Annotated in this window: 19 protein-coding genes; 10 read left to right on the forward strand and 9 right to left on the reverse strand. The window is 64.4% G+C overall.

All coding sequences use genetic code 11. The features are described from left to right. Positions 1–96 (forward strand): IS3 family transposase (locus F0A16_RS16770; protein ID WP_149435321.1); only part of this gene is annotated, 96 nt, incomplete at its 5' end. 84 nt (positions 97–180) lie between these two features. Here the strand turns inward: F0A16_RS16770 and F0A16_RS16775 are convergent. The 3 genes from F0A16_RS16775 to F0A16_RS16785 form a co-directional block, all read right to left on the reverse strand. After that, positions 181–600: an OsmC family protein gene (locus F0A16_RS16775; RefSeq protein WP_110602569.1), complete on the reverse strand. Its 420-nt coding sequence runs from the start codon at positions 598–600 to the stop codon at positions 181–183. A 109-nt stretch (positions 601–709) separates the two neighbouring features. Then, positions 710–1,378 (reverse strand): N-acetylmuramate alpha-1-phosphate uridylyltransferase MurU, encoded by a 669-nt coding sequence (gene murU, locus F0A16_RS16780; protein ID WP_149436525.1) that lies wholly within the window; start codon positions 1,376–1,378, stop codon positions 710–712. Then, a complete protein-coding gene (locus tag F0A16_RS16785; protein WP_149436526.1) occupies positions 1,375–2,406 on the reverse strand; it encodes an aminoglycoside phosphotransferase family protein in 1,032 nt (343 codons plus the stop codon). The genes murU and F0A16_RS16785 overlap by 4 nt, the downstream gene beginning before the upstream one ends. A 353-nt stretch (positions 2,407–2,759) precedes the next feature. On the opposite strand from F0A16_RS16785, the gene F0A16_RS16790 reads away from it, so the two are divergent. The 8 genes from F0A16_RS16790 (at position 2,760) to F0A16_RS16825 (ending at position 10,960) form a co-directional block, all read left to right on the forward strand. Continuing rightward, complete coding sequence (locus tag F0A16_RS16790) at positions 2,760–5,225, forward strand: LPS-assembly protein LptD (protein ID WP_149436527.1); 2,466 nt, start codon at positions 2,760–2,762, stop codon at positions 5,223–5,225. A 79-nt stretch (positions 5,226–5,304) separates the two neighbouring features. Then, positions 5,305–6,267, forward strand: coding sequence for a peptidylprolyl isomerase (locus F0A16_RS16795; protein ID WP_149436528.1), 963 nt, complete (start codon positions 5,305–5,307; stop codon positions 6,265–6,267). Beyond that, entirely contained in the window at positions 6,267–7,274 is a 1,008-nt protein-coding gene (pdxA, locus tag F0A16_RS16800) for a 4-hydroxythreonine-4-phosphate dehydrogenase PdxA (protein WP_149436529.1), read from the forward strand. Before F0A16_RS16795 ends, pdxA begins: the two co-directional genes overlap by 1 nt. A gap of 15 nt (positions 7,275–7,289) precedes the next feature. Beyond that, positions 7,290–8,138 carry a 16S rRNA (adenine(1518)-N(6)/adenine(1519)-N(6))-dimethyltransferase RsmA gene (rsmA, locus tag F0A16_RS16805; protein WP_149436530.1) on the forward strand — a complete coding sequence of 283 codons (849 nt, stop codon included), beginning with the start codon at positions 7,290–7,292 and terminating at the stop codon, positions 8,136–8,138. After that, entirely contained in the window at positions 8,135–8,518 is a 384-nt protein-coding gene (gene apaG, locus F0A16_RS16810) for a Co2+/Mg2+ efflux protein ApaG (protein WP_149436531.1), read from the forward strand. Before rsmA ends, apaG begins: the two co-directional genes overlap by 4 nt. Before the next feature lie 73 nt (positions 8,519–8,591). After that, a complete protein-coding gene (locus tag F0A16_RS16815; protein WP_149436532.1) occupies positions 8,592–9,413 on the forward strand; it encodes a symmetrical bis(5'-nucleosyl)-tetraphosphatase in 822 nt (273 codons plus the stop codon). Between the two features lie 47 nt (positions 9,414–9,460). Then, entirely contained in the window at positions 9,461–9,787 is a 327-nt protein-coding gene (gene glpE / locus F0A16_RS16820) for a thiosulfate sulfurtransferase GlpE (protein ID WP_149436533.1), read from the forward strand. Between the two features lie 18 nt (positions 9,788–9,805). Then, positions 9,806–10,960 (forward strand): tRNA nucleotidyltransferase/poly(A) polymerase-related protein, encoded by a 1,155-nt coding sequence (locus F0A16_RS16825; protein ID WP_275401763.1) that lies wholly within the window; start codon positions 9,806–9,808, stop codon positions 10,958–10,960. Positions 10,961–11,057: 97 nt separating this feature from the next. On the opposite strand, the gene F0A16_RS16830 is transcribed toward F0A16_RS16825, so the two are convergent. Further along, positions 11,058–12,404 carry a GntT/GntP/DsdX family permease gene (locus F0A16_RS16830; protein ID WP_149436534.1) on the reverse strand — a complete coding sequence of 449 codons (1,347 nt, stop codon included), beginning with the start codon at positions 12,402–12,404 and terminating at the stop codon, positions 11,058–11,060. Between the two features lie 291 nt (positions 12,405–12,695). Between F0A16_RS16830 and F0A16_RS16835 the strand changes: the two genes are divergently transcribed. Then, positions 12,696–13,229, forward strand: a complete 534-nt coding sequence (locus F0A16_RS16835; protein ID WP_149436535.1) for a gluconokinase — start codon at positions 12,696–12,698, stop codon at positions 13,227–13,229. Between the two features lie 42 nt (positions 13,230–13,271). Here the strand turns inward: F0A16_RS16835 and F0A16_RS16840 are convergent, their stop codons facing one another. From F0A16_RS16840 to F0A16_RS16860, 5 genes are all read right to left on the reverse strand, one after another. Beyond that, on the reverse strand, positions 13,272–14,279 hold the full coding sequence (locus F0A16_RS16840; RefSeq protein WP_149436536.1) for a LacI family DNA-binding transcriptional regulator: 1,008 nt from the start codon (positions 14,277–14,279) through the stop codon (positions 13,272–13,274). 132 nt (positions 14,280–14,411) lie between these two features. Further along, positions 14,412–15,341: a LysO family transporter gene (locus F0A16_RS16845; protein WP_149436537.1), complete on the reverse strand. Its 930-nt coding sequence runs from the start codon at positions 15,339–15,341 to the stop codon at positions 14,412–14,414. A 135-nt stretch (positions 15,342–15,476) separates the two neighbouring features. After that, entirely contained in the window at positions 15,477–16,199 is a 723-nt protein-coding gene (locus tag F0A16_RS16850; RefSeq protein ID WP_149436538.1) for a hypothetical protein, read from the reverse strand. A gap of 249 nt (positions 16,200–16,448) precedes the next feature. Then, entirely contained in the window at positions 16,449–18,803 is a 2,355-nt protein-coding gene (locus F0A16_RS16855; protein ID WP_275401764.1) for a membrane-bound PQQ-dependent dehydrogenase, glucose/quinate/shikimate family, read from the reverse strand. A gap of 184 nt (positions 18,804–18,987) precedes the next feature. Further along, positions 18,988–19,917, reverse strand: coding sequence for a 2-hydroxyacid dehydrogenase (locus tag F0A16_RS16860; protein ID WP_149436540.1), 930 nt, complete (start codon positions 19,915–19,917; stop codon positions 18,988–18,990). Positions 19,918–19,977: the final 60 nt, after the last annotated feature.

A 19,977-nucleotide genomic window follows, 5' to 3' on the forward strand; every position in this document is an offset into this window, starting at 1 on the left:
CATTACATCCATTACTACAATCACGAACGCATCAAACTGACACTAAAAGGCCTGAGCCCTGTTCAGTACAGGGCCCAGGCCTTAAACGCCGGCTAAGTGAATCGTCCAACTTTATGGGGTCAGTTCAATGTCGCTGGCTTTCTTCTTTACGGCAAATCTCGGGTTGTCGCGGCTCGAGGCTTACGCCTCGACGATCTCATAGTCGTGGGTGATCTCCACTCCGCCTTTGCTCAGCATCAGCGAGGCACTGCAGTACTTCTCGGCGGAGAGATCGACGGCGCGCTTGACCACGGCGTCCTTCAGCCCCTTGCCGGTGACGACGAAGTGGACGTGGATCTTGGTGAAGACGCTGGGAGTGCCGTCGAAGCGTTCGGCTTCCAGCGTGGCGACGCAGTCGGTGACCTCGGCGCGGGCCTTCTCGAGGATCTGGATCACATCGAACGAGGTGCAGCCGCCCAGTCCCATCAACACCATCTCCATGGGGCGGGGGCCGGTGTTGCGTCCGCCGTGATCCGGGTTGCCGTCGATGACGACGCTGTGGCCGCTGCCGGATTCGGTGACGAACTGGCGGCCATCGGTCCATTTGACTGTGGCTTTCATGGCAAGCATTCCTTAGCTGGGGATTCGTGTTGAATGGCGTGTCGAATCACTCGTGGGTCGATGGCGGCAGGATAACACTCCCGGCAAGCGCTGGTGGCGTCCGGATTCGTTACGCCTGCCCGAGTCGCGTTTCCAGCTCGGCCAGACGCTGCGGCGTGCCGACGTCGACCCAGTCACCGCGATGGTGCCAGCCGCCGGCGCGGCCCGCCCGTATCGCATCGATCAGCAGCGGTGCCAGCTTGACGGCTTCCCCGGCCGGCAGATCGGCGATCAGCTCGGGATGCACGACGCCGAGACCGGCGTAGATCAGCCGCGGCTCGCCTTCGGCGTGCAGCCGACCCTGTGAATCGAGATGGAAATCGCCCCGGCGATGGAAGTCGGTGGTATCCACCATTACCAGCGAGGCGAGGTCGTCGTCGGCGAGGGCGAGACGTTCGAGCGGAAAATCCGTCCATATGTCGCCGTTGAGCAGGATGAACGGCGCCTCGCCCAGCAGCGGCAGCGCCTGACGCAATCCGCCCGCGGTTTCCAGCGGTGTCCGTTCGACGCTGAACTGGAGCGAGACGCCGTAGCGCTCGCCGTCGCCGAGGGCGTCGATGATCTGCTGGCCGCGGTAGCTGACGTTGATCACGATGTCGCAGATTCCCGCCATCGCCAGGCGCTCGAGATGATGCACGATCAGCGGTTTGCCGGCGACCGGCAGCAGCGGCTTGGGGCAGTGGTCGGTGAGCGGTCGCATGCGGGTGCCGAAGCCGGCGGCCAGGATCATGGCTTTCATGGCGGATTCCCCGCATCACTGGTGGTGCGTTGTTCGACTAGGCGCGCTTCCATCGCCGGGCGGTAGCTTTCGCGCAGCCAGCGGTGGAAATCGCCGAGTGCAGGTAGCGCTTCCAACCCCTCGTCGAGATGACCGTAGAAATGGGGTAACCAGTCGAGATAGCGGGGCTTGCCGTCGCGCAGACAGAGTCGGCAGAATTGACCCAGAATCTTGAGCTGGCGCTGGGCACCGATCGCCTCGACACCGGCTCGGAACGTCTCGGCATCCAGGTCGGGGCCGATCCGCCCCGCGGCAAGACAGCGCTGGCGAAAATCCTCGATCCAGAGATCCATCTCCTGACGCGACCAGTGGTGATAGCGGCCCCGCAGCAGGGAAATCAGATCGTAGCCAAGTGGCCCGGCCAGCGCGCCCTGGAAGTCGATGATCCAGAGCCGGTCCCGATGGATCATCAGGTTCATGGCATCGAAGTCGCGGTGTACGGCGACGGTGGGGAGCCTGGCGATGTGGGCGAGCAGGTGGCGCTTGACCTCGGGCCATTGCGGTGGCGTCTCGATGCCGAGCCAGCGGGTCAGGCCCCAGTCGGGGAAGCGGTCCATTTCCTCTTCGAGAAAGTCGGCGGCGTAGCTGGGCAGTGAGGCGACCGGCGCGAGTCGTTCGATCTTGTCGAGCAGCGCCAGCGCCTGCGAAGTCCCTTCGCGTGCGCCGGACTCGATATCGAAATGATGGTGAAGACTGTCGTTGCCGAGATCGTCGAGTTCGATGAATCCCCACGATAGATCAACGGCGTGGATCTTCGGCACCGGCAATCCCGCCGCATGCCACTCGCGGCCAATGGTCACGAATGGCTGGCTGTCCTCCAGCGCCGGCGGCGCGTCCATGACGACCCGCGTCGTGCCGTCCGGGAAGGTGACGCGACAGTAGCCACGCAGGCTGGCGTCGCCGGCCACCGTTGTCAGTTGGCAGGCCTCCTGTGGTAGACGATGCTGAGCGGCGATCCAGTGGCGAAGGGCATCCAAGCGCAAGGTCATGCAGGCTTCCGGTGATAATGAGAGGGTGTTCTGGCGCGTTGCCGATGACTGCGCTTGCCGTGAGTTGACGGGCCGAGAATGGCACCGCATGCTGGGCGATAATCCGGAATCGCGGTGCGAGACGTCGGTGCATCGAGCGGTGCAGGACGGTGGCCCCCGAGCGCGACAGCGAAGCATCCAGTGGCATAATGCTCAGTGTGCCGTGTCCGGACGTTATCGCCAAGTCGATGGGTCTCCGCCGAATCCTCGGCACGGCCGCGCTGCACCCAGACGGTTCAACAAGGAACGGCTTCGCGGCAAGTCCCGTCGAGGTCTGTATAATACCGACTTCACTCGGCAAGGACACAGAGGACATGGGCAAGCGACTGGTCTGGACTGCCCTCACCGGCCTGATTTCATCGACGGCCCAGGCGGCACCCCCCGCACCCCTACCGGCGGACCAGCTGGATTGGTCTCCCTGGGGTGACCAGGCACCGGCTGGCGCGCTCTGCGGTGGCCGCTATATCGAACCGGGCTACCTGCTGCCCGAGGGAAAGACCCCCGAAGAGGTGCTGTCCAATTCGGGATCGGCCGAGTATGGCGATGATGGCGAAACCATTCTGGGGGGCAATGTCGTGCTGCGGCGCGGCGAAAGCCAACTGGAGTCGCCGCGGGTGCGGGTCAACGCTGCCCGGGATACGGCCTTCGCCGACGGCCCCCTGACGATTCGCTATCCGGGAATGCTGGTGCGCGGTGACGATGGCCAGGTTTCGCTCGACAGCGATGCGGCGCGCATCGACGATGCCCACTACGTCGTCCATGAACAACGGCTGCGCGGGGATGCCCAGGCGATGCAGCGTCTCGATGACGGCCGCTATCGCATGCGTGAGGCCAGCTTCACCACCTGTGCCCCGGATAGCCGGCTGTGGCGGATAGTGGGCAGCGATGTCACCATCGATCGCGAACAGGGCTTCGGCACGGCTTCCAACGCGCGACTCGAAATGGGAGACGTGCCCGTCTTCTACTGGCCGTGGGTAAGGTTTCCCATCGACGATCGCCGGCAGAGTGGGTTCCTGTGGCCGACGATGGGAATTTCCAGCGACGGTCTAGACTATAGCCAGCCCTACTACCTCAATCTGGCTCCCAATTACGATGCGACCATCACCCCACGGATCATCTCCGATCACGGCTTCATGCTGGGTGGCGAGTTCCGGTATCTGTTCGGCAGCGACCAGGGGTCCATCGAGGGCGCCTATCTGCCCAACGACAATGGCGGCGAGAATGACAATCCCAACGATCCCAATGATGCATTCGACGGAGAAGATCGCTGGTACATCGACTACAGCCACTACGGACGCTTCACCGACCGGCTGGATTACGCCATGCGTTACGGTGCTGCCAGCGACGGGCGCTATTTCGACGATTTCGGGCGTGACTTCGGTGAGCAGGATACCGAGTACCTCGAGCGCTTGGCGCGGCTGAGCTATCAGGGCACGACCTGGAACCTCGACGCCCGGGCCCAGGGTTACCAGCGCATGGATTATCCTCTCGACGAGGACGATCGGCCGTTCTACAAGCTGCCCAGCTTGACCGCCAATGCGCGCTGGGGGCAGGACAACGGTTTCTATCAGGAGTGGAATTCCAACGCGACCTACTTCTGGCGCGATCTGCATGGCGTCGATAGCGATGGTTTCTGGGAGGATGAGGAGACCGGAAATACCCGCCAGATCCGCCTGCGCGAGGCGGCCAACGGGTCGCGTATTAACCTGACTCCGGCCATCGGGTGGCGCGGGCAGCCCAGTTGGGGCTTTCTGGAGCCGCGTTTCCAGCTGTGGCAGACCAATTACGAGCTCGACTACGGCAATCGCGACACTGATCGGGACGAGAGCCTCTCGCGCACGGTACCGGTCTATTCGGTCGACTCCGGCCTGATTTTCCAGCGTGACGTCACGCTATTCGATAGCGAGTGGAAGCAGACCTTCGAGCCGCGTCTTTACTACGCCTACGTGCCGGAGCGGGATCAGTCGGAGTTTCCCGATTTCGACACCGACGAGCGGGCGATCTCGTGGAGCCAGCTCTGGTCGCCTTATCGCTTTACGGGGGCCGACCGAGTGGGTGACGTCAACAAGCTCTCCTACGGCGCTTCGACGCGTTTCCTCGAGGACGACACCGGGCGCGAGCGTCTGGCACTCTCCGTGGGACAAAGCGCCTACTTCTCGGATCGCAACATCGATATCGAGGGCGATCCGAACACGCTGCCGAACAAGGAGACCGACTACGAGGACTGGTATCGTGCCACCCGCGATCGTTCGCCGGTCATCACGCAGCTCGACTGGCGTATCAACGATCAGTGGCGCTCGCGTTACGAATGGTTTTACGATCCGGACCGCTCCAAGACCGAGAAAGCATCGGCCTATCTCCAGTACCTGAGCCCGGTCGGCCATGTAGTGAACCTTGGCTACCGATGGCAACTCCAAGGGTTCGATCCGTCGGGAGACGAGGAGGATCGTCTGAACTACAGTCGCGAGGACTTCGACGTGTCGTTCGCCTACAAGGCCACGTCATCGCTGGACCTGATAGGCCGTTATCTCTACGACAACACCAACAGCCGCGACCTGGAAACGCTGGCCGGCGTCCAGTTCAACAGCTGCTGCAGCGCAGTCCAGGTGGTATGGCGTGAATGGGTCGAAGACAATGACACCGCCAACACCATCGATGACGATTACACGGATCGAGGCCTGTTCCTGCGCTTCGTGTTCAAGGGGCTGGGCGGCGTCGGCCAGGAAGCCGACAGCTACTTTGCACGAGCGGTGCCGGGCTACGAAGCGACGCAGTTCTGACGACTCGGGCTGTCCCGATCAATCCATGTTTACGGCGAGCCCGAAAGGCTCGCCTTTCCACCAAGCAAGAGAGGTAGGCATGCGTCCTAGAGTATGGATCCCCCTGGCGCTGGTAATAATGCTGCTGTCGCCATTGTCCGCGATGGCGGAAGTGGTGCCGCTGGATCGTATCGTCGCCGTGGTCAACGACGATGCCATCATGCAAAGCCAGCTCGAACGGCGGGTCGCCCAGGCGCGCGACCAGCTCCAGGCCAACAACATCCAGATGCCGCCGGAGCGGGCGCTGGAGCGTCAGGTACTGGACCGCATGATCACCGAGCAGATCGAGCTGCAGATGGCCGCCGATGCCAAGCTGAGCATCGACGAGACCCAGCTAAACAGCACCATGCGCGGCATCGCCCAGAACAATGGGATGAGTCTGGACGAGTTCGCGGACACGCTGGAGCAGCAGGGCCAGACCCTGGCGGAAGTGCGTGAACAGGTGCGTCGGGAATTACTGATACGACAAGTGCAGCAAGACCGGGTCGCCAGCAGAATCACGGTGTCCGATCGCGAGGTCGATCGTTTTCTGGCGCAGCGCAGCGAGAACAGCAATGTCGCCTATCACCTCGCCCAGATTCTGATTGCCGTGCCGCAGTCGCCAACGCCGGATCAGGTCACCCAGGCGCAGGCCGAAGCGCAGAAGCTCTATCAGCAACTGCAGGGTGGCGCCGACTTCCAGCAACTGGCCGTAGCCGAGTCCGATGACGCGCAGGCGTTACAGGGGGGAGATCTCGGTTGGCGCCAGGTGGCGCAGATTCCCTCCATCTTCGCCGACGTGATTCCGGATCTGTCCAAGGGGGAAGTCAGCGAGCCGATTCGTAGTCCCAGCGGTTTCCACCTGGTCAAGCTGATCGACACCCGTGGTGGCGACAACGGGCAGATGAGCCGGGATCAAGCCAGCCAGGCGATCTTCCAGCGCAAGGTCAATGACGAAGTGGAGGCCTGGACACAGGAAATTCGGGCCAGCGCCTACATCGACAATCGTCTCGACAACGGCTGATGGCCTTGCCGGTATTGGTACTGACCACCGGTGAACCGGCCGGTGTCGGCCCCGAACTCGCGCTTGCGGTTGCCCGGGACTGGCAGCAACTGGCGGCGACGGTGGTCGCGGTGGGGGACCCGGATCTGCTGGCCGAGCGTGCCCGGCTGCTTGGCTGGCTGGTCGAACTGGATGTCGTCGATCTGGGCACGAGGTTGCCGGTGCCCACCGACGGTCGGCTGCCGGTCTGGCCGGTGTCACTGGCGAAGCCGTCGATGCCTGGCCGGCTGGACCCCGCCAACGCTGGCTACGTGTTGGAGACACTCGACGTTGCCATCGAGGCCTGTCGGCGGGGAACGGCCGACGCCATGGTGACGGCGCCGCTTCACAAGGGAGCGATCATCGAGGGCGGGCATCCCGGTTTCACCGGCCACACCGAGTACCTTCGCGACGCTTGCGGTGTCGAGGGGGTGGTGATGATGCTTGCCACCGAGCGCACCTCGAAGCCACTGCGGGTAGCGCTGGCGACCACCCATCTGCCGCTCTCCCGGGTGGCTGAGGCGATCACCGGTGCAGGCCTGACGCGCGTCATCCGGGTCCTGGCGACAGAGCTGAACCAGCGCTTCGGCATCGCGTCGCCCCGGATCCTTGTCTGTGGGCTCAACCCTCACGCCGGAGAAGACGGACATCTGGGGCGCGAAGAGCTGGAGGTCATCACGCCCGTGCTGGATCGGCTGCGCAACGAGGGCCTCGACCTGGTGGGCCCACTACCGGCGGATACGCTGTTCACGCCCCGCCATCTCGATCAGGCCGATGCTGTCCTGGCGATGTATCACGATCAGGGCCTGCCGGTGCTCAAGTATGCCGGATTCGGGCAGGCTGCCAATATCACGCTGGGCCTGGGAATGGTTCGTACTTCTGTCGATCACGGCACCGCCTTGGATTTCGCCGGTACCGGTCTGGCCGATGTGGGTAGTCTCCGGGTCGCACTGCAGGTGGCTCGGCAGATGACGGCCCGCGCTCACTGAAGGAATCTTGTTTTCATGGCTACACGCTCCTCCGATCGTTCGCCGATGCCTCGCGCCCGGAAACGGTTCGGCCAGAATTTTCTCCGTGACGGCGGGGTGATCTCGCGCATCGTGCGGGCCATCGGTCCGCGTGGCGGCGATCGCCTGATCGAGATCGGCCCTGGTCAGGGCGCGCTGACCGGGCCGCTACTCGAGGCCGCCGGCGCGTTGGAGGTAATCGAACTGGATCGCGACCTGATCCCCGGCCTGCGGGTTCAGTTCTACGACTACCCCGAGTTCACGATTCACGAGGGGGATGCACTCAAGTTCGATTTTCGTGAGCTGTCGCAACAGGATGGACGACCGCTGCGGGTGGTCGGCAATCTCCCCTACAATATCTCGACGCCATTGATTTTCCATCTGCTGACGGCCCGTGGTGCCATCCTGGATATGCACTTCATGCTGCAGAAGGAAGTCGTCGAGCGCCTCGCCGCTGAGCCCGGCGGGCCCGATTGGGGGCGGCTGTCGGTGATGACCCAGTATCACTGCGCGGTCGAGTCCCTGTTCGTGGTCCCGCCCGGCGCCTTCGTGCCGCAACCCAAGGTGGATTCGGCGATCGTGCGCCTGACGCCTTATACCGAGCCGCCTGCACCGGCCCTCGATGAGCCCCATTTTGCCGACGTGGTGAGAGAGGCATTCGGCCAGCGGCGCAAGACCCTGCGCAATAATCTCAAGGGGATGATCGACGCCGAGGCACTGGCGGCGCTGGGAATCGATCCCGGCCGTCGCCCGCAGACGCTGCGGGTCGAGGAGTTTGTCGCTATCAGCAACCATCTCACGGGTCACCAGCCGGAGAACCCTTCCGCGACGGAGAAGAGTTCATGAGCGAGGTCTCACCCGCCGTCACGGTCGACGTCGAGCCGACGTTCCGCGAGGACGAATCGTCGCCCGGCGACAACCGGTTCGTGTTCAGCTACACGGTGACCGTGCACAATCACTCCGACCGCAGCGTACAGCTGCTGTCGCGTTACTGGAAGATCACCCAGGGGCACGGCAAGGTGCAGGAGGTGCGTGGCAACGGGGTGGTCGGCAAGCAGCCGACGATCACCGCCGGGCACAGCTTTCGCTATACCAGTCGTGCGGTGATCGAATGCCCCGTCGGCGTCATGCAGGGCAGTTACACCTGTATCGACCTGTCCAGTCAGGCCGCCTTCGATGTCGCCATCGCGCCGTTTCGTCTGGCGGGCCCCAACCAGGTCCACTGAGCGGCGAGCGATCGGCGTTCACGTCCGCCGCCGTACCGGCATCGAAGGCGGCACCACCAACACGAGGAAGCGCATGGCGACCTACGCAATCGGCGACCTGCAGGGCTGTTACGCCGAATTCGAAGCCTTGCTCAAGCGGCTCGATTTCTCGCCCTCCCGGGACCAGCTGTGGCTGGCCGGCGACCTGGTCAATCGTGGCCCCGATTCGCTTGGCTGCCTGCGCAGGAGCGTCGCGCTGGACGGCGCCGCCAGCATGGTGCTTGGCAACCACGACCTCCACCTGCTGGCCGTCGCGCGGGGCCATGGCAAGCTCAAGCGCAAAGATACTCTGAGCGACATTCTCGAGGCGCCGGACCGGCACGAAATGCTCGAATGGCTGCGGCGCCAGCCGCTGCTGGTCGACGACGCCGAGCGCGGCTGCGTGATGACCCATGCCGGGCTGCCGCCGCAGTGGTCGCTCGCCCAGGCGAACGAGTTGGCGGCGGAGGCGGAAGCGGTGTTGCGGTCAGACGACGTGGATGCTTTCCTGAACGTGATGTACGGCAATCGCCCGGCTCGTTTCGAGCCCGACCTGGCCGGCATGGATCGCATCCGAGCCATCGTCAACGTGTTCACCCGCATGCGCTTCATCGCCGCTGATGGCACGCTGGATTTTGCCGCCAAGGAAGGGCTGGACAGCGCGCCCGAGGGTTACGCCCCCTGGTTCACCTATCCCCGCGCCGACGGCCTGACGCTGCTGTTCGGCCATTGGGCCGCGCTGGAGGGGCAGACCCCGGGGGCCAGGGTCGATGCGCAAGCGCTGGATACCGGCTGCGTATGGGGAGGTTCCCTGACCGCCCTAGATCTCGACAGCGGCGAGCGGATCTCGGTGCCGTCCAGGTCGGCAGACCGGTGAATGGTTCCGCTTCCGTTCGCTCAGCCAACGCTTTTCAGGAGTGATTCATGACCCAGTCTTTCGCCCATCTCGATCCGACGACGCTGGCGCAGTGGCTGAGCGAAGGACGCTCGCTCAAGCTCGTCGACATTCGCGATCCCATGAGTTTCGCCCAGGGCCATATTCCCGGCAGCCGGCATCTCGACAACACCACGGTGGCGGAGCTGGTGGACAAGACGCCCAGCGACACGCCCGTGGTGGTGGTCTGCTATCACGGGCACTCCAGTCAACAAGCCGCCTCCTGGCTTGCCGGGCAGGGCTTCGACGAGGTCTACAGCCTGGACGGCGGGTTCGTGGACTGGGCGCATCGCCGGCCCGAACATGTCGAACGATAACAGTGGCGAGAAGTGAGCATGCCCCCCGATCCCCGTCTCGACGGGCTGGAGGTCTACCTGGTGGGTGGCGCCGTCCGTGATTCCCGCCTGGGCTGGCCGGTGGGCGATCGTGACTGGGTGGTGGTCGGCGCCACGCCGGAGACCCTGCGCCAGCGCGGCTTCAAGCCCGTTGGCCGCGACTTTCCGGTCTTCCTGCATCCCGATACCCACGAGGAGTATGCGCTGGCGCGCACCGAGCGCAAGCAGGGGCACGGCTACACCGGGTTCGAGGTCCACGCCAGCCCCGACGTGACGCTGGAAGCCGATCTGGCGCGGCGGGATTTCACCATCAACGCCATGGCCGAGACCCCGGCGGGCGAACTGGTCGACCCCTATGGCGGTGCCGCCGATCTTGCGGCCAGAAGGCTCCGGCATGTCTCGGCCGCATTCGTCGAGGATCCGTTGCGGGTGTTGCGCGCGGCGCGTTTCCTGGCGCGTTACCGCAAGCTCGGTTTCACCATCGCCGCGGAGACGATGGCGCTGATGCGCCAGCTCACCGAGAGCGGCGAAATGCAGTATCTCGTCGCCGAGCGGGTGTGGACGGAGACACACAAGGCGCTGGGCGAAGCCGACCCTTCCGCCTATTTCCAAACGCTGGAGACGTGCGGGGCGTTGACGGTGCTGATGCCGCCGCTGGTGACGCCGTCGCTACCCGAGGTGTTGGCGCGACTCGCGCCCGTCCCCGACGAATCCGCGTCCCACAGCGTGGCGCTATGGCGCTGGGCGCGGCTCGGCGAGCACCTCGAGGACGATGAGCAAGCGCGGCTCAACGATGCCGTCAAGGCGCCCAACGCCTTTCGGGATGCCATGCGGCTGGCGGCACTGTCCCGCCGGTTGCGTCTCCGCATCGATGATCTGCGGCCCGGTGACGCCGAAGATCGTGCCGGCGCGATCATGGCCTGGCTGGACGGGATCGACGCCTGGCGGCGGCCCGAGCGCGTCGCGCCGCTGCTGGCCCTGATCGCCCACGACGACGGCGAACTGGCGGGCGATCTGGCGCTGGCCTGGCGGCTGGCCTCCCAGATCCTGCCCAAAGCGCTGCTCGACGAGGGGTTTCGTGGACTAGCGCTGGGGGAGGAGCTCTCCCGGCGTCGGGAAGCGACGGTGCGGGAAGCGCTGGGCACGAGCCGCTAGCGAGCCTTCGACGTGCCGGTCGACGGTGCTGGAGACCAGGACGCCCGCTGCGGGAACCCCGCAGCGGGCGTCATGCGTTTCATGGCCGAGTAGCGGGTCAGACGAACAGGCCCACGATCAGCGCCATCACCAGCCCCGTCAGACCGATGATCGTCTCCATCACCGTCCAGCTCTTGAGCGTCTGCGCCTCGGTCAGACCGAAGTAGCGGTTGACCAGCCAGAAGCCGGAGTCGTTGACGTGGCTCAACACCGTGGCACCGGAAGCGATCGCGATGACCAGCAGGCCGAGCACCGGGCCGTCGAGATTGAGCGTGGTGATCACCGGGGCCATCAGGCCGGCGGCGGTGATCATCGCGACGGTGGCCGAGCCCTGGATCACACGCACCGCGGTGGAGATCAGGAACGCCAGCAGGATCGGCGGCAGGGCGCTTTCGGCCATGATGTTGCCCATCACTTCGCCTACGCCGGAATCGATCAGCACCTGCTTGAACACGCCGCCGGCACCGGTGACCAGAATGATGATGCCGGCCGGTTCCAGCGCCTTGGTGGCGACTTCCATCACCTGTTCCCGCGTCATGCCGCGGCGCGTGCCCAGCAACGTGAAGGCGAGCAGTGTGGCTAGGGTCAGCGCCACGAACGGGTGACCGAGGAAGGTCAAGGCAGCCAGAACCGGGCTGTTCTCGGGCAGGATGACGCCGGAGACGGTGTTGAGGACGATCAGGGCCAGCGGCAGCAGGATGATCGACAGGATCAGCTTGAAGCTGGGCAGGCCGGCTGTATCGAGATCGTTCTTCGGCAGTTCCATGTAATCCGGAATCTGGGCGTCGATACGCTTGGCGATCCAGCGGCCGAACAGCGGGCCGGCGATGATCATGGCCGGCAGCCCGCAGATTGCGCCGAACAGGATCACGTAGCCAAGGTCGGCGCCGATCAGTTTGGCGACGGCGATCGGTCCCGGTGTCGGTGGAATGAACGAGTGGGTCACGGCAAGCCCTGCCAGCAGCGGAATGCCGTAATAAAGCAGCGAGCGGCCGGTGCGGCGTGTCAGGGCGTAGATCAGCGGCACCAGGATGATGAAGGCGACGTCCAGGAATACCGGAATCGCCACCAGGAAACCGGTGACCCCCATGGCCCACTGCGAGCGGTTCTCGCCGAACTTGTCGAGCAGCGTGCTGGCCAGGCGATCGACGCCACCGGAGACTTCCAGCATCTTGCCGAACATGGCGCCCAGGCCGACCACGGTGGCGACGAAGCCCAGCGTGCCGCCCATGCCTTTCTCGACCGTATCCAGCAATTGGTCGACGTTCATGCCGGTGGCCAGCCCGACCAGACCACTGACGACGAGCAGTGCGACGAAGGCGTGCAGGCGCAGTTTCATGACCAGGTAAAGCAGCACGATGATGCTGCCCAGCGCGGCGAGTATCAGAGAGGTAGGGCTATCCATGTCGACGACATTCCTTGGTGAGAGCACGCGGCGCCGGAGGCCGGCTATACGCCAATGGTGGCGTTGTGCTTCGCGGTGGAGTTGGCGAAAATGGATGTTACCGGTAACAGGTCGATCTCAACAATGCACCTAAAGACGTAGAGACAACATCGATCCCATCGGGTTAGCCCGGTAGCAGACCGGCGAGACCACACGGCACCAATCACATCCGTACCAGTCACATATGTATCGATTACCAGGTAGTCATTACCTGCGTAGCAACCCTGCTGGTACCAATCGGAAGGCAATGTCATGGACGCAAAGATGAGTCGGCGCATCGTCGTAATGGGCGTATCCAGCTGCGGCAAGACCGAAGTCGGGCAGCGGCTGGCAACCGCACTGGGAGGGCGCTTCCTCGATGGGGACGACTACCACTCGCCGGAGAGCGTCGCCAAGATGTCTCGCGGCGAACCTCTCGACGACGACGACCGGGCCGGCTGGCTGCAGCGACTGGCGGAGTTCCTGGCCGAGGCCAGGGCCAGGGACGAGACGCTGGTCATCGGCTGCTCGGCACTCAAGAAGCGCTACCGCGATACGTTGCGCCAAGGCGATGGCGAACTCACCTTCGTGCATCTTGCCGGAAGCCGCGAACTGCTGCTGCAGCGCATCCAGGCGCGCCGGGAGCACTTCTTCAAAGGGGAGTCGATGCTCGACAGCCAGCTGGCCACGCTCGAAGCCCCCGGCGAGGATGAGGCGGTAACCGTCGACATCGCCGGCACGCTCGAGCAGGTGGTCAACGAAGCGGTACTGAAACTCGAGAAGCGATTTCTCGCCGCCGGGCGCTGAAATACCCGCCCGCCCCGGAGGCGCGCGCAGGCGGGGCTCCGTTCAGAGGCTCCCGCCAATGCGAATCTGGAACCCCAGGTTTTCGCTGGAGGGTCGCAGTGGGGTGCCCTGAAGGCGAGCCAGCAGGCGTGAGGCGATGACATCACCGATACGCCGCCGGGGTGTCACCACCGTTGCCAGTGGCGGAGCGGTCGCCTCGGTGATGTCGAGACCGTTGAAGCCGGCCAGTGCCAGAGCACCAGGCACCTCGAGCCGGCGCCGCTGACACTCGAACAGCGCCCCGGCGGCGAGGTCGTCGTTGCAGCAGAACACCGCCTCCAGATCCGGCCAGCGTTCCAGCATCGAGCCCAGCATCTCTCCGCCCAGCCGATAGGAGGAGGGGTGGGGCGTGGTCAGGCAGCGCTGGGCCGATAGCCCCGCCTGCCGCATCGCCGTCTCCCATCCCGCCATGCGCAGTTGCGCGCGGTGATCCATGCGCGCGCCGAGAAAGCCGACTCGTCGATAGCCCCGCTCGAGAAACGCCTGCGTCATCGCCACGCCGGCTTCGTGCTGGTCCAGCCCGACGTTGATGTCCAGCGGCGTCTCGGTGAGCTCCAGCGTCTCGACCACCGGCACCCGGGCTCGCGCCAGCAGGCGACAGGCATGATCGGTGTGGCGGGTGCCGGGTAGAATCAGTGCCTCGACGCCGTAGCTCAAGTAGGTGTCGATCAGTCGTTCCTCTTCCAGGATCGAATAGCCGGTATGACCGATCAGTACCTGATAACCCGCTTCACTCAGTCCCTCCTGGACCCCCCGCTGGATTTCCGAGAACACCGAGTTGGAGAGCGACGGAATCAACAGGGCAACGCTATGCGACCGACCGCTGGCCAGGGCGCCGGCGGAGTGATTGGGAATGTAGCCGAGCTCGTCGATGGCGGATTCGATGCGCAATCGCAAGGCGGCTGAAACCCGGTGGGGCTCCCGCAGGGCGCGTGACACCGTGATCTTGGTGACGCCGACACGGTCGGCAATGTGTTGAAGCGTCACCCGCCCAGAGGAACGACGTGGCATGACAATCCCCGGAATCGATTCTTGTGTCTGGTGGTTACCGGTAACTTTCGGGGTAGATTACCACGCCGGTGCTGGCGAGCTCTCTGGACCCATGGTCGTAGAGCACATCGTGGAAAAAGCCTCATGAAAGAGTCAGAACGATAGCAACAACAAGATCAGCGGCGGAGAGAGTAGTGACAATAGAAACCCGCTGACGATCGCCAGCGGCACGCAGGTGATGCCACCGTACTGCTGGATCACCGGCAGGCTCACGTCCATCGATGTCGCGCCGGCATAGCCGATCGCCAGCGGCATGGCGCGACGGATGAACAGCGGTACCAGCAGGAAGGCCAGCAGTTCGCGGGCCAGGTCGTTGAAGAAGGCGGCGCCGCCGAGCACCGGTCCGAGCTGGTCGCCGATCAGGATGCCGGAGAGCGAGTACCAGCCGAACCCCGCGGCCATCGCCATCCCCTCGTTCCAGGGCAACTGGAGCAGCGGTGCCGCGATCAGCCCCGCCAGCATCGAACTCGCGGACACGGTCGCCGCGATCGCCAGCCCCAGTCGGTTGAGCAGAATCTGGCGCAGTCCGAGTCCGGAGTTGCGAAGCTGGCAGCCGATCAGGAAGAGCAGGGCGTAGAGCGCCCAAGTCGCCAGCGTTTCCGCCAGCGAGGCCAGGTGCCATCCCAGCAGCTGGGCGCCCGCGCCGATGATGACGCCGAGCAGCACCACGCCCGCCAGTTGCAGCGAGCCCAACATCGCCTGCAGCTTGCCGGCGGGCGCGGCGTTGTCCTTGCTGTCCACCAGCGATTGACGGCGAGCCAGCCGTCGACGCGATAACCATGCCAGCGCCAGCAGATTGATCGGCGAGATCACCAGAAACAGGATCAGCGCCGTGGATCCGATGCGGGACAACTGCCCGAGCAGGTTCTCCATCCCGCCCAGGCTGATGCCCATCAGCAGCAGGATCACGTAGACCGAGGCACTGACGCCGCGATCGATGGCCTGACGAATCCCAGCCTGGCGAACGGGGATCAGGTAGCCCACGATCAATGGCAGCAGTATCCACAACAACCCCAGCAGCATGACCTCTCCCGAAGCGAACCCATGAGTCACCGACAACGATGCGGCACGAAAAAAACGGACGCCGATGAATCGGCGCCCGTGATTGGCAATGAACTCTAGAGGATACGCGCTGAAGAGGGAAGAACGGCTGGCCGGTTATCCGCCGTTGGTGCTTGCCGGGGCTGCGCTGGAGGGGGCGAGCGTCAGATCGGTGAGGGTCAGGTGGCTACGTTCCTCGTCGTCGCGCACGTAGCGCATCTTGAGCAGCAGGCCGGGGATCTCGCGGTGAAAGGTGAAGTAGAGATGTCGGCCCTGTTTGTCGGGGTCCCAGGTGTCCACGGTAACGCCCGGAAACGTGCCGGCGGGCGTCTCGATGTCGCTACGATCGACCACCCGGTAGTAGAGCATCTCCGTCTTGCCCTTGTGATTCTGATAGTCGAGCTGGCAGGGCGAGACCTGAGTGCTGGCGCAGCGGGCATCCGGCGCCTTGCGCGAGAGATCGAAAAGGGCGGTCTGGCGGTCCGGTAGCGCCTGCAACTGGGACCGGTCCAGATGATAGTCGTCGCCGATTCCCACCAGCGAGTAGGCGCTGGTGTAGTCCAGCGCCTGCACGCGATCGCCATCGAGCTGAAATCGCCCGCGCTCCTCGCCGCTGGCGACCTTGATGCTCGCTCGCATGTCGCTCTCCCAGACATCGCCGGTTTGCAAGTCATTACCCAGGTGCGAGAGCTGGTGGGTGATCGTCGCATCCGGCCAGCCGCTGATATCGAGTCGATAGTGGGCGGTGAACGGCGTCGGTGCGGCCAGTGCCAGACTAGTCCAGCAGGCCAATGCCAATGCGGCCGTTGCCTTGAACGCTTGGCGATAGTTGAGTGACATGGTTTCCCTTGCTACGTGTTTCAGTGGGGCGGTTCTCGCACGTTCAGTCGAGTGAGATATCAGACGCCGAATTGCTGACGGTGTTCCCAAGATGCCATTCGTGGACTTCCTCTCGATATGCCGCGAAGGCCTGGGGGGGGGGCAGCGCCGTCGTATGGCGCCAGCGCGGATACGGGGAGGGCGGCAGGCCGTACGAACGACAACGGGACCCGCAGGCCCCGTTGATCAGTCACGGCAAGCGAGTCGAGATTAGTCGCTGTCCGGCAGGGCATAGGCGATCACGTAGTCGCCACGATCCGGTGACTGGCGAGCGCCACCTGCCGAGATCAGGATGTACTGCTTGCCGGTCTCCGGCGAGACGTAGGAGATCGGCGTGCCCTGGCTGCCGACCGGCAGGCGAGTCTTCCAAACTTCTTTGCCAGTCGCCGAGTCGAAGGCGCGTAGCCAGTAGTCCTGGGTCGCGGCGAAGAATGTCAGGCCACCTTGCGTCGTCAGCGAGCCGCCAATGGTCGGCATGCCGACCGGCATCGGCATGCGCAGTTTGGTGCCGAACATCACCGTGTCCTGGATCGTGCCCAGCGGAACTTCCCAGTTGACCTCCTGGGTCTTCATGTCGATCGCGGTCAGGCTGCCGAACGGCGGCTCCTGGCAGGGAATGCCGAGCGGAGACAGGAAGCGGTCCTTGATCACCGAGTAGGGTGTGCCCTTGAGCGGCACCGCACCCATGGCAGCGTTGACCGCTTCGCCACCTTGGGAGGCGGCGGCGTCCTTGTCCTGTGGTTCCATGTGGACCCACAACCCCAGGCGCATGTCATTGACGTAGAGTGTCTGCGAGGTCGGGTCGTAGGAGAATCCGCCCCAGTTCATGCCGCCCAGCGAGCCCGGGTAGGAGAGCGAGTAGTCGGTATCCGGCGCGGTGAACAGCCCGTCGTAGCGATAGCCCTTGAAGATGTAGCGGCACATCAACTGGTCGAACGGCGTGGCGCCCCACATGTCCGCCTCTGTCAGGTGCTCCGCGCCGATCTGCGGCATGCCGACGGAGACCGGCTGGGTCGGCGAGTACTTTTCGTTGGGAATGTTGGCCGGCTTGACCTTTTGCTCGACGACGTCGGTCAGCGGCTCGCCGGTCAACCGATCCAGCACGAAGATCTGGCCGACCTTGCTGCCGAAGGTGAGCGCCGGGGTTGTCGAGCCATCCGCTTCGGGAAAGTCGATCAGCGTCGGCTGCATCGGCACGTCGTAATCCCACAGATCATGATGGACCGTCTGGTAGTGCCACTTCTCTTCGCCAGTGGTGGCGTCGAGCGCCAGCATGGTCGCGCCGTACTCCTCGTCTTCCGGGGTGCGCTCCGGCCCCCAGAGGTCGATGGCGGCGCCGCCCACCGGCATGAAGAGGATGTTGGAAGCTGGGTCGTAGGTCATCGGCGCCCAGACGTTCGGCGTCGAGCGCACGTAGTTGTCACCGGGGGCCGGCGCTTCCCGATCCTGCGGATTGCCGGGATCGAACGCCCAGCGCATCTCGCCGGTAATGACATCGAAACCTCGCATGACACCGCCGGGCATGTCGAGGGCGACGTTGTCGGCCACGCGACCGCCGACGGCGACGGTGGTGCCCGCTACCGTCGGCGGCGAGGTCAGGGAATAGAGCGGTGCCTTGGCGTCGCCCAACCCGGCCTTGAGATCGACGCGGCCGTTGTCGCCGAAGCTCTGACACAGCTCACCGGTTTCAGCATCCAGGGCGACCAGAACGGCGTCGATGGTATTCATGAAGATGCGGCGGCGACAGGCCGTGGCATCGGCGGCGAGGGACGGCTGTGGAACCGGCGAGGCATCGCCCAACGTCGTCTGCTGGACCGGCTCGTCGGCATCGAAATAGGCCAGTCCGCGGCAGCGCACCCAGGTCTTGGTGTCGGTAGGGAACTCATGGCGCCAGTTCTCTTCGCCGGTATCCGCATCGACCGAAATCACGGTGTTGGACGGCGTGCAGAGGTAGACGGAATCGCCGACCTGCAGCGGCGTTTGCTGATCCTCGAAACCCGCCCCGGTGGGGCTAAGCGGTGTGTCGCCGGTATGGAAGGTCCAGGCGACCTCGAGGGAGTCGACGTTGTCTCGGTTGATCTGATCGAGCGCGGCAAAACGCCCGCCGCTACCGTCAGAGCTGTAGTGATCCCAGTCCACCTGACGAGTGACATCGGTAACCGGAGTCTCGCCGGTGGCGGCGACGCTATTGTGGATGCCATGGGGCTGGAACATGCCCCAGGTCATGCCGACGATCGCGATCAGTGCAACGGCGGCAGCGCCAAGGTTGACGCCTTTGTTGGCCTGAAGGCCGGCTCGCCTCAGGATCAGCGGTTGAATCAGCAGCAGCAGGAACAGCGCGCACAGGAAAGTGAAGATACGCGCGTGCAGCGCCCAGAAATCCAGCCCCGCTTCCCAGAACGCCCAGATGACGGTGGCAATGAAGGCCACCAAATAGATGGCCAGGGCCTTGGTACCACCGCGGACGATTTCGATGCCCGTGGCGATCAGCGCCAAGCCCATCAGCAAGTAATACCAACTGCCACCGCGACCGATCAGCATGGCGCCGCCGACCGCGAGCCCCAACCCCCAACCCCAAGATGGCGAAGATGGCGCCGGCCACGATCAGCAGGGCGCTGACCGGCCTGGATACCCGGCTTGTTTGTCTCATCCCTCGAATCCCCTTTGATAAGCCTCGGGGATTCTACTCAAGACGAAAGTCTTGAGCCATCTTGTTAGCATGCTACATGATTGGTTTCGTCCCTTGCACTCAATACCCCGCGTCGGGATCGACGGTCTCGACCGCCTTGCCCTTCGACATCGCATCCAGTGCATCGGCGACCTGGTCGGCGGCGGCGCCGATCGGCGTCGGTCCGGCCATGTGCGGGGTGATCAGGATGCGCGGATGGCGCCATAGCGGGCTGTCCGCCGCCAGCGGTTCACTCGGGAAGGCGTCCAGCAGTGCGCCGCGCAGGCGACCTTCGGATTCTGCCTCGCCGAGTGCGTCGAGCAGGGCGGGTTCGTCGATCAGGGTGCCGCGACCGGGATTGATCAGGCTGGCGCCAGCGGGGAGCTTGGCCAGGTTGCCGCGGTCGATGATGTGTCGCGTGGCCGGCGTGTCCGGTAGCAGCGTGATCAGCGTCTTGACCTGGCGCAGCAGCGTATCGAGACCGTGATCGCCGTGATGGCAGGTGATGCCCTCGAGCTGCTTGGGCGAACGGCTCCAGCCGTGGATGGGGTAGCCATCGGCGGCAAGCATCTGGGCCACGCGGGTGCCGATCGCGCCGAGGCCGAGGACACCAACCGGCCAGTCGGGTTTGTCGACAACCGCCACCTCGCGCCATTCGCTGTTTGCCTGCTGGCGTCGATAGCGATCGAAATCGCGCTGAAAATGCAGCACGCCGTAGCGGGCGTAGTCGCCGATCAGTTCGCCCATCCCGGCGTCGCGCAGTTTGACGATGGGGATCCCGCGCGGCAGCGATGGGTTCTGCAGCAGGGCATCTACCCCGGCACCCAGGTTGACGATGCCCTTGAGCGCCGTCTGCTCGTCGAACACCGACGCTGGCGGTTTCCAGGCGACCAGGTAGTCCACTTGCGGGTTGCCGCTGCCCGCCGCGACCTGGATCTCGGCGTCCGGCAGGCGCTCGAGCAGGATGTTGCGCCACTGCTCGGCGTCGTTATGGTAGATCAGGACTCGCATCTTGGCTCCGTTGCGACTCTATTGTTGGCGTCGGCCATCATCGCAGGTTGTGCGTGGCGA

This window comes from Salinicola corii (assembly GCF_008298015.1).
Lineage (GTDB): Bacteria > Pseudomonadota > Gammaproteobacteria > Pseudomonadales > Halomonadaceae > Salinicola > Salinicola corii.